This window comes from Prauserella rugosa, from assembly GCF_000719975.1.
GTDB lineage: Bacteria > Actinomycetota > Actinomycetes > Mycobacteriales > Pseudonocardiaceae > Prauserella > Prauserella rugosa.
Map to the genome: position 1 here is coordinate 40708 of NZ_JOIJ01000008.1, position 13976 is coordinate 54683.

Below are 13976 nucleotides of genomic sequence, written 5' to 3' on the forward strand. Positions count from 1 at the left end.
GCGGACGGCGGTTGAAATGCGACGAGCGGTGATGGAATAGGCGGCAGGTGACACCGGTACGGGGTAGGTCGGATACCCTGCGGCCGTGAGCATCCTCGAGACGATCCTGGTCTTCGCGGGGATCCCGCTCGCCATCTGCGGCGTTTTCACCGTGGTGACCCTGCGTTCTTCCTTCGCAGGCCGGCCACGGTATCGCCCGGGGCAGGAGTGGGAACACCCGGCGATGTGGTGGAGTGCCAACCCGGTCAGCGCCGGTGCGTCCGGCCGGCCTTCGACGGACCGAGGAGGTGCCCGTGGCAACTGGTGAACTGGTCCACGACGATCACGCCGAGACCGTCGACCCGGCCGACCTGCCCTGGGGCGCGGCGGTTACGGAAAGCGGCCGCATCTCGCGGGCCCAGGAGTACGTACCCGCTGCTCCGAAAGGCCCATTCACGACGCAGCAGCTGAGCCGGATCGACGAGGCGCTGGCCCTGTCGAGCCGGGAGACCGGCATCGAGTTCAGCATCTACCTCGGCCCGCTCGGTGAGGACAGCCGCGCCGGTGCCGAAGGTCTGCACGACAAGCTCGGTGAGCACGGCGACGACACCGTGCTGATCGCCGTGTCGCCGGGGGAACGGGTCGTGGAGATCGTGACCGGCGCGAACGCGACGCAGCGGGTTCCCGACCGTGCCGCGAAACTCGCCGTGATGAGCATGGCCGCCTCGTTCAAGGAAGGCGACCTCACCGGCGGTCTGGTCGGTGGTCTGCGCATGTTGGCCGATCAGGCAGGCACCGCTCCCACACACTGACCGTCCAGCGCGGTTCGGATACGAGCGCCCTGGCACCGACGAGCTCGTCGGTGCCAGGGCGCTCGTATGTGTGCTGCCGGGCTCAGCTCTCGTCGAACTGGCGGGCGGCCAAGGCCCGCACGACACCGGCCCTGCCTTCGGAGACCAGCCTGTGCAGGGCGGGCGAGTGCTCGCCCTCGAGCCAGGCGTCCGCCGCGGCCACGCACTCGTCGGTCACCGACCACGACGGGAACAGGCCGACGACGGTCGGCTGTGCGCGTTCGCTGGAACGGCGGGACCACACCTCGTCGAGCATGGCGAAGTAGGTGTCGATGTAGCCCCCGAGCAGGTGCTTCTGGGCCGGGTGTGCGAAGCCGGTGATGATGGCCTCGTTGACGGCGTTGGGCAGCTCGTCGTCGTAGACCGCGCGCTGCCACGCCTCGGCCTTGGCCTCGGTCGTGGGCCGCAGCGCCCGGGCACGTTCGGCGTGGCGGCGGCCCGTGGCCGTGTCGTCGCGTTCCTGCTCCGCCGCGATCTCGGGCTCGCCTGCCCTGCCGTGGGCGACGAGTGCGTGCAGCAGCCGCCACCGCAGGTCGGTGTCGACCACGAGGCCCTCCAGCGGCGCCGACCCGTCGAACCAGCCCGCCAGCACGTCCAGCGTCGCGTCGTCGAGCATCGCTCCGGTCAGCGCGTTGGCGAACGCCAGCTGGTGGTCCGAGCCCGCCTCGGCCTCGCGTGCCAGTTGGAGGACGCGCTCGGTGAACGCGGGCCAGCCCTGTTCACGGGCCCACGTGGGCTCGGCGTAGGAGTTCAGCGCCGTCTGTGCCTGCATCAACAGCCGCTGCACGACACCGACCTCGGTCTCGGCGCCGATGCCCCGCAACACGAGCGTGACGAAGTCGCGGGCCTTCAGCTCGGCCTCCCGGGTCATCTCCCATGCCGCCGACCAGCACAGCGTGCGGGGGAGCGGATCGGTGATGTCACCGATGCGGTCGATGAGGGTCACGAGCGAGTCGGGGTCGAGACGCATCGTGCAGTAGGTGAGGTCGTCGTCGTTGACCAGCACCAGCTTGCCGCGGTGGGCGCCGACCAGCTCGGGCACCTCCGTGCGCTCGCCGTCGACGTCGAGTTCGACGCGCGTGGTGCGCACCAGCTTGCCGTCGACGTCGTCGTAGATGCCGACCGCCGTGCGGTGGGTGCGCAACTCGCCGTCGCCGGGTTTGGCACCGCCCTGCAGGATCGCGAACGAGGTGAACGTCCCGTCGGCGGCGGTCTCGAACGAGGGCCGCAGCGAGTTCAGGCCCGTGGTCTCCAGCCACTGGGCACTCCACCACGACAGGTCGCGGCCGGAGGCCTCCTCGAGCGCGGCCAGCAGGTCGGCCAACGTCGCGTTGCCCCACGCGTGCCGGTCGAAGTAGACCTTCAGGCCCGACAGGAAGTTGTCCTGGCCGACGTAGGCGACGAGCTGCTTGAGCACGCTCGCACCCTTGGCGTAGGTGATGCCGTCGAAGTTCACCTCCACGGCCTGCAGGTCGACCATGTCGGCGGCGATCGGGTGGGTCGAGGGCAGCTGGTCCTGGCGGTAGGCCCACGACTTCTCGATGTTGGCGAAGCTCGTCCACGCGCCGGTGTACTCGGTGGCCTCGGCCTGGGCGAGCACGCTGGCGAACGTCGCGAACGACTCGTTCAGCCACAGGTCGTCCCACCAGCGCATGGTCACCAGGTCGCCGAACCACATGTGCGCCATTTCGTGCAGCAGCGTCTCGGCGCGGCGCTCGTAGGAGTAGCGCGTGACGCGGCTGCGGAACACGTAGTCCTCGCGGAACGTCACGGCACCGGCGTTCTCCATCGCGCCCGCGTTGAACTCCGGCACGAACAGCTGGTCGTACTTCGAGAACGGATACGGCACGCCGAAGTTGCGGTGGTAGAAGCCGAAACCCTGCTTCGTCTCGGTGAAGAGGCGGTCGGCGTCCATGTACTCGGCCAGCGACCGGCGGCAGTAGATGCCGAGCGGGATGGTGCGGTGTTCGTCGCGGTACTCGTCGCGCCATTCGGCGTACGGGCCGGCCACGAGGGCGACCAGGTAGGTCGAGATGCGCTCGGACTCGGCGAACACGGTACGTACCGCGCCCTCCGGCGTGTCGGTCTGCGACTCGGGCAGCGCGTTCGACACCACCGTCCAGTCCTTCGGCGCGATCACCGTGAGCCGGTACGTCGCCTTCAGGTCCGGCTGGTCGAAGCAGGCGAACATGCGCTTGGCGTCGGCCGTCTCGAACTGGGTGTACAGGTACACCGCGTCGTCCACCGGGTCGACGAAGCGGTGCAGGCCCTCGCCGGTGTTCATGTAGCGGCAGTCGGCCTGGACGACGAGCTCGTTGGTCTCGCGCAGGTCCGGCAGCGAGAGTCCGTCGTCCTCCACGTAGCCCTCGACCGTCAGCGGCGTGCCGTTGAGCGTCGCGGACCGCACGTCCTCGGCGACGATGTCCACCCAGGACTCCGCGCCGGGCTGCGCGGACGAGAAGGTGATCGTCGTCTGCGAGTCGAACGTCTTCTCGCCGGGACGGCCGTGGCCGTCGGTCAGGTCGAGGACGATGTCGTAGGACTGGACGTCGAGCAGCGCGGCGCGCCGGTGGGCGTCGTCACGGGTCAGGTTGGGGGCTGGCACGGACACCTCGGTCTTCGGTCGTGGGTGGACATCGGACTGTTTCCCGATCCAATCATGCGCCGCGCGGCGTGCGCGACGGGGAACAACCGTCGCAGGTGTGGTGTTGGCCGGGATGTATCAGCGAATCGCTCGAGCAAGGAGCCGTGTGTCATGACCGAGTCCCGCACCCGTGTCGACTTCTACTTCGACCCGGTCTGCCCGTTCGCGTGGATCACCTCGCGCTGGATCCTCGAGGTGGAGAAGCAGCGGGACATCGATCTGAACTTCCGGGTCATGAGTCTCGCGGTGCTGAACTCCGGGCGCGATCTGCCCGAGGAGTACGCCGAGTTGATGACCAAGGCGTGGGGGCCGGTGCGGGTGGCGGTGGCGCTGGCTCAGCAGCAGGGTGAGCAGGTGCTGCGGGACTACTACACCGCGTTCGGCACCCGGTACCACAACCAGGGCAACAAGGACATCGATCTGGTGCTGAAGGAGGCCCTGGCGGAGGTGTCGGCGCCCGCCGAGCTGCTCGACGCGGCGACGTCCACCGACTACGACGAGGCGCTGCGCACGAGTCACCACGAGGGCATGGACCCGGTCGGGATGGACGTGGGCACGCCGACGCTGCACGTCAACGGCGTCGCCTTCTTCGGTCCGGTGCTGTCGTCGATCCCGCGTGGCGAGGACGCGGTGAAGATCTTCGACGGCGCGGTCGCGATGGCGAGCTACCCCGACTTCTTCGAGCTCAAGCGCACCCGCACCGGAGAGCTCAACTTCGACTGAGTCCGCGTGGTCGGGGACGGGTGCAGGACGTCCAGGGCCGACTCGCGTCGCGTCGCGGGCGTCGGGGGTTCAACCTAGGCTCCACGGCACCGGTTCAGGCGGAAGGTGGCGGCGATGACGGCACGAGTGCTCGACACGCCCGAGGTGGACCTGGCCTACGACATCCACGGCACGTGGCCTCCCGTCGCCAGGCCGCCGCTGATGATGATCGGCCAGCCGATGGATGCGAGCGGGTTCACCACTCTGGCCGGTCTCATGGCTGAGCGCACCGTGATCACCTACGACCCGCGGGGGCTCGGGCGCAGCGTGCGCAAGGACGGCAGGGTCGACAACGACCCCCGCATTCAGGCCGTCGACGTGCACACGCTCATCGCTGCGCTCGAGCTGGGCCAGGTCGACATGTTCGCCAGCAGCGGCGGTGCGGTCTCGGCGTTGGCGCTCGTGGCCGCGTATCCCCGCGATGTCCGCACGCTGGTGGCCCACGAACCTCCGCTGATGACGCTGTTGCCCGACGCCGTCGCTGCCGAGCGTGCCCGCGCCGGGGTGCGGGAGGCCTACGAACGCGGCGGCTGGGGCGCCGGCATGGCGGCGTTCATCGCCATGACCACGTGGCAGGGCGAGTTCACCGACGCCTACTTCGCCGGTCCGGCCCCGGACCCGGCGACGTTCGGTCTGCCCACAGAGGACGACGGGTCACGGGACGACCCGTTGCTGTCAGCACGATCGTGGGCGGTGAGCAGTTTCCAGCCCGACGCCGACGCCCTCAGAACCGCGCCCACGCGAATCGTGATCGGCGTCGGCGAGGAGTCGGCCGGGATGTTCACCGGCCGGACGTCCGCCGCGGTGGCGGACCTGCTCGGGCTCGAACCGACGGTGTTTCCCGGAGACCACGGCGGTTTTCTCGGCGGCGAGTTCGGACGGCGCGGTGTCCCGGAGGAGTTCGCTGCCGCGCTGCGCGCCGTGCTCGCCTGAGTCCGGAACCGACGCGGTCACGATTCGAGCAGGCCGCTGGTGTCCTTGAGCCGGACGCCCGTGGCCTCGATGCGCTGCGCTCCCGCGATGAGCCGGGCGAGTGTGTGGGCCGCCGCGGCGTGGTCGAGGCCGTGCGGTGGCCGGATGTTGGACACACAGTTGCGCGCCGAGTCGGCGGTGCCGGGCGCAGGCGCCCACGTCAGGTAGGCACCCAGACTGTCGTGGGCGGACAGGCCCGGCCGTTCGCCGATCAGCACGAGGCCGAGCATCGCCCCCTGTGCGGCCCCGACGTGATCGCCGAGGGCGACGCGTGCCTGCGTCGCGATCACAGGCGGTCCGATCGTCCACCCTGCGGTGAGACCGTCGCGCAGTTCGGGCAGCAGCGCCGTCAGTACGCCCGTCGCGTGGCGGGCCGCGGCCTCGGCCGACAGTCCGTCGGCGACGACGAGCGCGAGATTCGCGGCGGGCAGGTCGACGTCCCCGGCGGGGCGCCTGCCGAGATCGGGCCGGCGGAGAAAGGCCGGCCGGTCCGGCGCCGCCGACGGCACGTGGACGGGTTCGCCGAGCCCCAGCCCGCGCAGCTCGGTGCGTAGCCGGTCGACGTCGAGGCGGCCGTGTACGGCATCACGCGCCAGTGCGAGTGCCTCGGCCGATTCCAGGACGTGCCGGGTCGCGGCGGCGTCACCCGCACGGCTCAGCCCGATGCGTGCCGGTGTGCGGTCCCGGAGCGGGTCCCAGGACGTGCTCATGAGCCCGCCTCCGCCGTCAAGGTGCGCAGAGGCGATGCGGCCGGGTCGAGTGCGCGGACCCTCCCGTTGCCGTCCAGCATGCCCTCACGCGCGAGCCACCGTTCGAACTCCGGTGCCGGCCGGGTCCCGGTGATCCGCCGGGTCGTCAGCACGTCGTGGAAGGACGCCGACTGGTAGCCGAGCATCACGTCGTCGGCGCCCGGCACGGTGATCACGAACGTGCAGCCCGCGCCGGCGAGTAGTAGCAGGAGCGTGTCCATGTCGTCCTGGTCGGCCTCGGCGTGCGTGGTGTAGCAGACGTCCACGCCCATCGGGACGCCGAGCAGCTTGCCGCAGAAATGGTCCTCGAGCCCGGCACGGATGATCTGCTTGCCGTCGTAGAGGTACTCCGGTCCGATGAACCCGACGACCGTGTTGACGATCAGCGGGTCGAACGCTCGCGCCACACCGTAGGCGCGGGCCTCGAGCGTTTGCTGATCGACCGGCCGTCCTCCCGTGCCCAGGTGCCCTTCGGACGACAGCGGCGCACCCTGGCCGGTTTCGAAGTACATGACGTTGTCCCCGGCGGTGCCGCGGCCGAGTGCCCGTGCCGCATCGTTGGCCTCGGCGAGCATCGCGAGGCTCACCCCGAAACCGTCGTTCGCGCGCTGCGTGCCGGCGATGGACTGGAACGGAAGGTCCACCGGCGCACCACGCGCGATCAGGTCGATCGTCGTCGTGATGTGGGTGAGCACGCTGGACTGCACCGGAATGTCGTAGCGCGTGCGGATGTCGTCGAGCAGGCGCAGGAGGTCGGCCACCGTGCGCGGGTTGTCCGAGGCCGGGTTCACGCCGATCACCGCATCGCCGGCCCCGAGCAACAGGCCGTCCAGCACGGCCCCGGCGACCCCGACCGGATCGTCTGCCGGGTGGTTCGGCTGCAACCGGGTCGACAGCCGCCCCGGCAGGCCGAGCGTCGTGCGGAACGCGGTCGTCACCGACGTGGCCGAGGCGACCGAGACGAGGTCCTGGTTGCGCATCAGTTTCGACACGGCGGCGACCATCTCCGGAGTCAGGCCCGCGGCGACCGCGGACAGCCGGGCGGCCGCATCCTCCCTGGTCGCCGTGTCGAGCAGCCATTCCCGGAACTGGCCGACCGTGTGGCGGCGCACCGGTGCGAAGGCCTCGGCGTCATGTGTGTCCCAGATCAGCCGCGTGACGTCGTCGGTCTCGGGTGGCACGACCGGTTCGGTCAGGAAGTCGGTGAGCGCCACGTCCGCCAGGGCCCACTGCGCGGCGACGCGCTCGGCGTCGGACTCGGCGGCGCAACCGGCCAGCTGGTCGCCAGAACGGTCCGGCGTGGCCTTGGCCAGCAGGTCGACCAGCCCGTCGAAGGTGTAGGTGCGATCGCGGAGCCTGTGCGAGTACCGCATGGGCCGAGGGTAGAGGTCGGAAGCCGATCGGTGTGACTGCGAACATCGGGTGGGGCGGGCACCACCGCAATGCCGGGGGCGTGCGGGATGTCGGCCGACGGCCGCGGCGAGAACGCTCGAGGACATGACCTCCAGCACGGCAGAACCCTCGGGCACACCTCCGGACATGCCCCGTGACACGCCCTCGGACACGCGGCGCGGCAGCGATTTCGCCGTCCTCACCCGACGCATCGACGCCGCGGGCCTGTTCGCCCGGCGGCCCGGCTACTACGCGGCCCGTATCGGGATCGTCGCCGCGCTCTACGGCGGTGGAATCGCGGCGTTCGTGGCCCTCGGCGACACCTGGTGGCAGCTGTTGGTCGCCGCCTTCTTCGCGATCGTGTTCGCCCAGGTGGCGCTCGTGGCGCACGATCTGGCGCACCGGCAGGTCTTTCGTACCCGCCGCGCGAGCACCGTTGCCGGGCTCGTCGCGGGCAACCTCGGGATCGGACTGAGCTACGGCTGGTGGATGGACAAGCACACCCGTCACCACGCCAATCCCAATCACGAGGAACGTGACCCGGACGTCGTTCCGGACATCCTCGTGTGGTCGAGTGAGCAGGCGGAGGCGAGCACCGGCCTGCCCCGCGCCATCGGGCGCAGGCAGGCACTGCTGTTCTTCCCGCTGCTGACGCTGGAGGGGTTCAACCTGCACGTCTCGAGCGTGCGAGCGGTGATCAAGGGCAGACTCGCCCACCGCGCCGCCGAAGCGACGCTGCTCACGGTGCACGCGGCCGCGTATCTCGGTGCGTTGCTGCTGGTGCTCTCCCCGGGCAAGGCCGTGGCGTTTCTTGTTGTGCACCAGGCACTCTGGGGTGTCTACATGGGATCGGTGTTCGCACCGGGACACAAGGGCATGCCGACGGTGAAGGAGGGCGAGAAGCTCGACTTCCTGCGTAAGCAGGTGTTGACGACCCGCAACGTCCGCGGTGGGGTCGTGGTCGACAACCTCATGGGCGGGCTGAACTACCAGATCGAGCACCACCTCTTCCCACATCTGCCGATGCCGCATCTGCGCAGGGCCCAGCCGATCGTCCGCGCGTACTGCGCGCAGATCGGCGTGCCGTATCACGAGACCGGGCTGATCCGCTCGTGGGCGGAGGCGCTCGGGCACCTGCACCGGGTCGGCGCGCCCCTCCGCCGGTGAGCGAGTCCACTCAGGCCAGTGCGGCGCGGGTGACCTCGGCCCGAAGGGGAGAGGCGGCGAGCGCGTCGTCGAGACCGAGGGCGCCGGCACGGACGTCACTGCGCAGTCGTGCCAGCGTGCGCAGCTGCGCGCCGGCCCGCGTGAGGAACGCCGAGTCCACGGGCTCGCCGTGCCCGGCGACGACGACCCGCGGCCGGTGGCCGGCGACGACGTCGAGAGCGGCGGGCCACGCGTCGAGATCGGTGTCCGGACCGAACGACTCGGCGGTGAACGAGCCGCCCGCGTCGTGCTCGACGAGATCTCCCGCGAACACCACGTCGCCGGCGACGACGAGCACGTCGTGGTCGGTGTGGCCGCGGCCGGGGTGCACGAGCTCGACGCCGCGGCCGCCGAGATCCAACCGTGCGACGTCGTCGAAGGTTCGCGTCGGCAGCACGACGGGCGTCGCGGCGAGCTCGTCGGCCAGATCGGACCTGCCGTCGCGGCGGTACCGCTCCGTCCATTCCCGACGGTCGCGGTCACCGCGGGCCGCCAACGCCGTTCGGCACCGCGTGTGGGCCCAGACGGGCGCGTGCGGGAAGGCCGACACCCCGAAGGCGTGGTCGAAGTGGGCATGGGTCAGCGCGATGGTCACGGGCAGGGGCGTCACCTCCCGCACGGCGCCGGCCAGCTCGCGTCCCTGGACGCGAGAGCCACGGGTGTCGACGACCAGGCACCGTTCGCCGCCGACGACGAGCCCGACGGTGAGGTCGAGTTCCTCGTAGCGGCGCGTGTACACGCCCGGGGCCTGCTCGCACCAGTCAGGCACCGGTGAACACCCCGGTCTCGGGGTCCCACAGCGGTGCCTGGCCGGACACGCCCACCTCGACGGCCTGCGCGACGAGGTCCTCGTCGCCGTGGGCGGCGAGTTCGCGGCCGGACGCCGAGCCGGTCACCGCGGCGGGTACGTCGGCGACCGCGAAGGCCTGCGCGGCGATCACGGCCTCCGGGGACACCGCCCCGTAGGTCTGCAGCCCGGCGACCACCGCGCCTGCTCCCAGGTGGTCCTCGACGCACGGTCGCAGCGGACCGTCCACGCCCGGTTCCGCGGTGAGGTCCACGCCCCACCGTTCACCCGCGGCCAGCACCCCGATCGGCGACCCGGCCGCGAGGTCGGCCGCCGCACGGGCCACCGCCTCGGCATTGCGCAGGCACGCCGTCAGCACGCGAGCGCCCGACGTCGCCGCCTGGAGCGACAGGGCCGCCCCGTTCGGCGACCGCAGCCGCTCGGCGTCTCCGCTCTCGTCGGCGCGGGACGGCTCCGCGGTCCACGGTTCGGGGCGCACCGCCCTGCCCGTGGCGATCGCCAGGTCGACACGCGTCGAGAAGGACAGCACGTCGACGAGCACCAGCACCGCACACTCCTGCGCGAGGACCGCGAGCCCGGACTCGCCCCAGTCGAGGCGTACGTCGTGTCCGTGTTGTGCCAGAAGTCGCAAGGTCGATTCGCTCGTGGCCGTCATGGGCCCACACCTTGCCGGGTGGGCCGCCGTCGTGGCCAGCGGGGATGGCACACTTCGGCGTGTGCATGTCTATCTGGGATCCGACCATGCCGGCTTCGAGCTGAAGAATCACCTCGTCGCCCACCTCGAGAAGCAGGGCCACGATGTCACCGACGTCGGCCCGCACGTCTACGACGCCGCGGACGACTACCCGCCGTTCTGCATCGAGACGGCGCGCAGGACCGTCGCCGACGAGGGCAGCCTGGGCATCGTCATCGGCGGTTCGGGCAACGGCGAGCAGATCGCGGCGAACAAGGTGCCGGGCTGCCGTGCCGGTCTCGCCTGGAGCGTCGAGACGGCCGAGTTGACGCGTCAGCACAACCACGCCCAGGTGATCGGCGTGGGTGCGCGCATGCACACCACCGAGGAGGCCACGCGGATCGTCGAGGCGTTCCTCGCCACCGACGTCGACGACGACCCCCGGCACGTGCGGCGCGTCGAGCAGCTCACCGACTACGAGCAGACCGGCAACGCGCCCGCCCTGCCGCAGAGCTGATGCCCGAGGGGCACACCCTGCACCGGCTCGCCCGGCTGCACCAGCGGCGCTTCGCCGGTGAGCCGGTGCGGGTGACCAGCCCACAGGGGCGCTTCGCCGCGGAGGCGGAGCGACTCGACGGCGCCACCTTCGTGCGCGCCGATGCACACGGCAAGCACCTGTTCCACGACTACGGCCCCGCGGGCGTCGTACACGTCCACCTCGGACTCTACGGGGCGTTCAGCGAATCGCCCCTGCCCGAGACCCCGCCGGTCGGCCAGGTGCGGATGCGCCTGGTGGGCCGCACCCACTGGACCGACCTGCGCGGTCCCACCCGGTGCGAACTGCTCACCGAGCCGGAGGCCGAGGCGATCGCCGCACGGCTCGGCCCCGATCCACTGCGCAGCGACGCCCGGCCGGAACCGGCCTGGCAGCGCATCTCCCGGTCGCGGACGTCGATCGCGGCGCTGTTGATGGACCAGAAGGTGCTCTCGGGCGTGGGCAACGTCTACCGCGCCGAGATCCTGTTCCGCCACGGGCTGGCCCCGACCCTCGCGGGCCGCGACCTCGACGAGGCGCTGTGGAAGGACATGTGGGACGACCTCGTGGTCCTCATGCGCCGCGGGGTCCGCAGCGGCCGCATCGACACCGTGGCCGACGAACATCTGCCCGAGGTGACCGGCCGCGCTCCGAGGCAGGATCGGCACGGGGGAGAGGTCTACGTCTACCGGCGCGCCGGGATGCCGTGTCTGGTGTGCGGTACGCCCGTGGCACAGAGCGAACTGGTGGGCAGGAATCTCTACTGGTGCCCGACCTGCCAGCCGGCCTGACCTTCCCACCAACCACGTTCACGACAACGGGCCCGGACCTCACCGTCGTGAGATCCGGGCCCGTTTCCTGTCATCCACTGTGCAGCAGCGTTCGCCCGCTCAGACCGGGCGCACCGCCTCGAGGTCGGCCTGCTCGGGCGTGTCCTCCATCGGCACCGCCTTCTTGCTGCGCCGGTTGCGGGACTCCAGCCACTTCGCCACACCGGTCAGCGCCAGGCACATCACGATGTACAGAGCGCCGACGACGATCGTGACCGGCACCAGCGGCTGCTCGAACTCCAGCAGGCCACCGAGGTACCGGGCGTAGCGCAGCAGTTCCTCGTAGGTGACCAGGAAGCCGAGTGCCGTGTCCTTGAGCAACACGACGAGCTGGCTGACGATCGCAGGCAGCATCGCGCGCAGGGCCTGCGGCAGCAGCACCAGGCGCATGGTCTGCGTCTTGCGCATGCCGATCGCGTAGGCCGCCTCGCTCTGGCCCTTCGGCAACGCGTGGATACCCGCACGGAACACCTCGGCCAGGACCGACCCGTTGTAGAGCGTCAGCCCGAGCACGACCGAGTAGAACGGAGCACCCAGCGAGATGCCGTAGTGGAAGAAGAAGATCATCACCACGAGCGGCACGGCGCGGAAGAACTCGACGATCACCGTCGCGGGAACGCGGATGATCGCGTGATCCGACAGCCTGGCGGCGGCGAACACCGCGCCGAACAGCAGCGCCAGCACCGAGGCGACGGCGAAGGCGCGCAGTGTGTTCACCAGCGCGTCGAGCAGGCCGATCTGCACCGTCTCGTACTGGATCCACGTCCACATGGTGGCGTCGAACTGACCGGCATCGGCGAATTTGTAGACGATGTAGCCGAGCAGCCCGGCGATCGCGAGCACGCCGAGCACCGCGAACAGGCGGTGCCGCATGCGGGCCTTGGGGCCCGGCAGGTCGAACAGGACGGAGTTCATCGGGCCACACTCCAGCGCTTCTCGAGACCGCGTTGCAGCAGGGTCAGCGGCGTGACGAGGATGACGAAGCCGAGCGCCACCCACAGCAGGCCGGTCATGACGCTGTACCCGCGCTCGGACAGGTAGCCGTAGATCGCGCCCGCCTCGACCACGGAGAAGCCTGCGGCGATGGTGGTGTTCTTCAGCAACGCGATCATCGTGCTCATCATCGGCGGCATCACCGACCGGATCGCCTGCGGCAGGATGATGCTGCCCAGGTTCTGCCCGAAGGTGAGTCCGATGGCGCGTGCCGCCTCGGCCTGTCCGACCGGAACGGTGTTGATGCCCGATCGGACGACCTCGCACACGAACGCCGCCGTGTAGAGCGTCAAGGCGACAACCGCGGCCAGGAAGTACGACAGGTCGATGATGTCGAGGAACGGGTACGCGAAGACGAAAAAGAAGAACAGCAGCGTCAGCGGCGTGTTCCGGAACAGCGTCACGTAGGCGGCACCGGCCGCACGTAGCACCGGGACGGGGCTGACCCGCAGCATCGCCAGGATCGTGCCCAACACCAGCGAACCGATCGCCGCGAGGGCGAACAGTTTGATGGTGTTGAGAAAACCCGGCCCGTACAGGTCGAGGTTGTCGAGCAGGACGTCCATGTTTTCCTCGGGGGAGGTGGTGTTTCAGGGAAGACGCGCGCGGCCCTCGGAGGCGATCACACGGGGATCACCGCCGAGGGCCGGAGTGATGCGTCAGTAGCGCTCGAGCTTCGGCATCTCGGAGTCCTGCCCCGACTTGCCGAGCGTGGCGTCGTAGATCTTCTGCCAGGTGCCGTCGTCCATGGCCTCCTGCAGGATGTCGTTGACCTTGTCCCGCAGCGCCTTGTCGTCCTTCGGCAGACCGATGCCGTACGGCTCCTCGGAGAAGGTCTCACCGACGACCTTGAGGTTGTCCGGGTCCTCGGCGGCGTAGCCGAGCAGGATCGCGTCGTCGGTGGTCATCGCGTCGACCTGGCCCTGCTTGATCTGGGACACGCACTGCGAGTACTGCTGCAGCTCGACGATGTTCGAGTTCTCGGTCAGGCCCTGCTCGCGCACGTTCTGGATGGGGGTCGAACCGCTGACCGAGCAGACCTTCTTGCCCTTGAGGTCGTCCTTGCCCTTGATGTCGTTGTTGTCCGCGGCGACGAGCAGGCTCTGACCGGCGACGAAGTACGGACCGGCGAAGCTGATCTGCTGCTTGCGCTCGTCGTTGATCGTGTAGGTGCCGACGTAGTAGTCGACGTCGCCGTTGATGATGGCCTGCTCGCGGCCCGCCGACGGAACGGCCTTGTAGTTGATGTCGCTCTTCTCGAAGCCGAGCTTGGCGGCGACGAGGCGGGCGATCTCGACGTCGAAGCCGCTGTACTCGTTGGTGGTGCCGCTCTTGTAGCCGAGGTTCGGCTGGTCGTCCTTGACGCCGATGGTCGGGCCGCCCGCCTGCTTCATCTTCTGGAACGTCGGCGAACCCTTGACGTCGACGTTCTGGGCGACCTCGTAGCTCAGGTTGGCCTGTTCGGCGTCCGATTCGCCGCCCGGAGACCCTTCCTTGCCGCACGCGGTGAGCGCGATGCCCGCCACCAGCAGGCCCGCCGCAAGCTTGCGGATCTTCATGTGCACCTCTCCTGTCGAACGCT

15 protein-coding genes are annotated in these 13976 nt (G+C 70.0%); 7 read left to right on the top strand and 8 right to left on the bottom strand.

The annotated features are described in order from the left end of the window. The first annotated feature begins 85 nt into the window (after window positions 1–85). Both ctaJ and IF64_RS0113305 read left to right on the top strand, forming a co-directional pair. Window positions 86–307, top strand: a complete 222-nt coding sequence (gene ctaJ / locus IF64_RS26575; protein ID WP_084705840.1) for an aa3-type cytochrome oxidase subunit CtaJ — start codon at window positions 86–88, stop codon at window positions 305–307. Then, window positions 294–791, top strand: coding sequence for a DUF5130 family protein (locus IF64_RS0113305; protein WP_030532407.1), 498 nt, complete (start codon window positions 294–296; stop codon window positions 789–791). Before ctaJ ends, IF64_RS0113305 begins: the two co-directional genes overlap by 14 nt. Window positions 792–873: 82 nt before the next feature. On the opposite strand, the gene pepN is transcribed toward IF64_RS0113305, so the two are convergent. Continuing rightward, window positions 874–3435 (bottom strand): aminopeptidase N, encoded by a 2562-nt coding sequence (gene pepN, locus IF64_RS0113310; protein ID WP_030532408.1) that lies wholly within the window; start codon window positions 3433–3435, stop codon window positions 874–876. Window positions 3436–3585: 150 nt separating this feature from the next. On the opposite strand from pepN, the gene IF64_RS0113315 reads away from it, so the two are divergent. Beyond that, window positions 3586–4197 (top strand): mycothiol-dependent nitroreductase Rv2466c family protein, encoded by a 612-nt coding sequence (locus tag IF64_RS0113315; RefSeq protein WP_030532409.1) that lies wholly within the window; start codon window positions 3586–3588, stop codon window positions 4195–4197. A 114-nt stretch (window positions 4198–4311) separates the two neighbouring features. Beyond that, complete coding sequence (locus IF64_RS0113320; RefSeq protein ID WP_030532410.1) at window positions 4312–5169, top strand: alpha/beta fold hydrolase; 858 nt, start codon at window positions 4312–4314, stop codon at window positions 5167–5169. Window positions 5170–5186: 17 nt separating this feature from the next. Here the strand turns inward: IF64_RS0113320 and eutC are convergent, their stop codons facing one another. Together eutC and IF64_RS0113330 are read right to left on the bottom strand one after the other, a co-directional pair. Next, window positions 5187–5918 (bottom strand): ethanolamine ammonia-lyase subunit EutC, encoded by a 732-nt coding sequence (gene eutC, locus IF64_RS0113325; RefSeq protein WP_030532411.1) that lies wholly within the window; start codon window positions 5916–5918, stop codon window positions 5187–5189. Further along, a complete protein-coding gene (locus IF64_RS0113330) occupies window positions 5915–7330 on the bottom strand; it encodes an ethanolamine ammonia-lyase subunit EutB (RefSeq protein WP_030532412.1) in 1416 nt (471 codons plus the stop codon). Before IF64_RS0113330 ends, eutC begins: the two co-directional genes overlap by 4 nt. A 166-nt stretch (window positions 7331–7496) precedes the next feature. On the opposite strand from IF64_RS0113330, the gene IF64_RS0113335 reads away from it, so the two are divergent. Further along, entirely contained in the window at window positions 7497–8516 is a 1020-nt protein-coding gene (locus IF64_RS0113335; protein WP_048807724.1) for a fatty acid desaturase family protein, read from the top strand. Window positions 8517–8526: 10 nt separating this feature from the next. Here the strand turns inward: IF64_RS0113335 and IF64_RS0113340 are convergent, their stop codons facing one another. Both IF64_RS0113340 and IF64_RS0113345 read right to left on the bottom strand, forming a co-directional pair. Next, window positions 8527–9324, bottom strand: a complete 798-nt coding sequence (locus tag IF64_RS0113340) for an MBL fold metallo-hydrolase (RefSeq protein WP_030532414.1) — start codon at window positions 9322–9324, stop codon at window positions 8527–8529. Next, window positions 9317–10018, bottom strand: coding sequence for a 2-phosphosulfolactate phosphatase (locus tag IF64_RS0113345; protein ID WP_051757831.1), 702 nt, complete (start codon window positions 10016–10018; stop codon window positions 9317–9319). The genes IF64_RS0113340 and IF64_RS0113345 overlap by 8 nt, the downstream gene beginning before the upstream one ends. Before the next feature lie 61 nt (window positions 10019–10079). On the opposite strand from IF64_RS0113345, the gene IF64_RS0113350 reads away from it, so the two are divergent. Beyond that, on the top strand, window positions 10080–10553 hold the full coding sequence (locus tag IF64_RS0113350; RefSeq protein ID WP_030532416.1) for a ribose-5-phosphate isomerase: 474 nt from the start codon (window positions 10080–10082) through the stop codon (window positions 10551–10553). Continuing rightward, entirely contained in the window at window positions 10553–11362 is an 810-nt protein-coding gene (locus tag IF64_RS0113355) for an Fpg/Nei family DNA glycosylase (protein ID WP_030532417.1), read from the top strand. Before IF64_RS0113350 ends, IF64_RS0113355 begins: the two co-directional genes overlap by 1 nt. Window positions 11363–11461: 99 nt before the next feature. Here IF64_RS0113355 and IF64_RS0113360 read toward each other — a convergent pair whose 3' ends face one another. The 3 genes from IF64_RS0113360 to IF64_RS0113370 all read right to left on the bottom strand — a co-directional run bounded on the left by IF64_RS0113360 (window position 11462) and on the right by IF64_RS0113370 (window position 13953). After that, entirely contained in the window at window positions 11462–12316 is an 855-nt protein-coding gene (locus IF64_RS0113360; RefSeq protein WP_030532418.1) for an amino acid ABC transporter permease, read from the bottom strand. Next, on the bottom strand, window positions 12313–12960 hold the full coding sequence (locus tag IF64_RS0113365; RefSeq protein ID WP_030532419.1) for an amino acid ABC transporter permease: 648 nt from the start codon (window positions 12958–12960) through the stop codon (window positions 12313–12315). The genes IF64_RS0113360 and IF64_RS0113365 overlap by 4 nt, the downstream gene beginning before the upstream one ends. 93 nt (window positions 12961–13053) lie before the next feature. After that, window positions 13054–13953 carry a glutamate ABC transporter substrate-binding protein gene (locus tag IF64_RS0113370; protein ID WP_030532420.1) on the bottom strand — a complete coding sequence of 300 codons (900 nt, stop codon included), beginning with the start codon at window positions 13951–13953 and terminating at the stop codon, window positions 13054–13056. Window positions 13954–13976 lie beyond the last annotated feature (23 nt).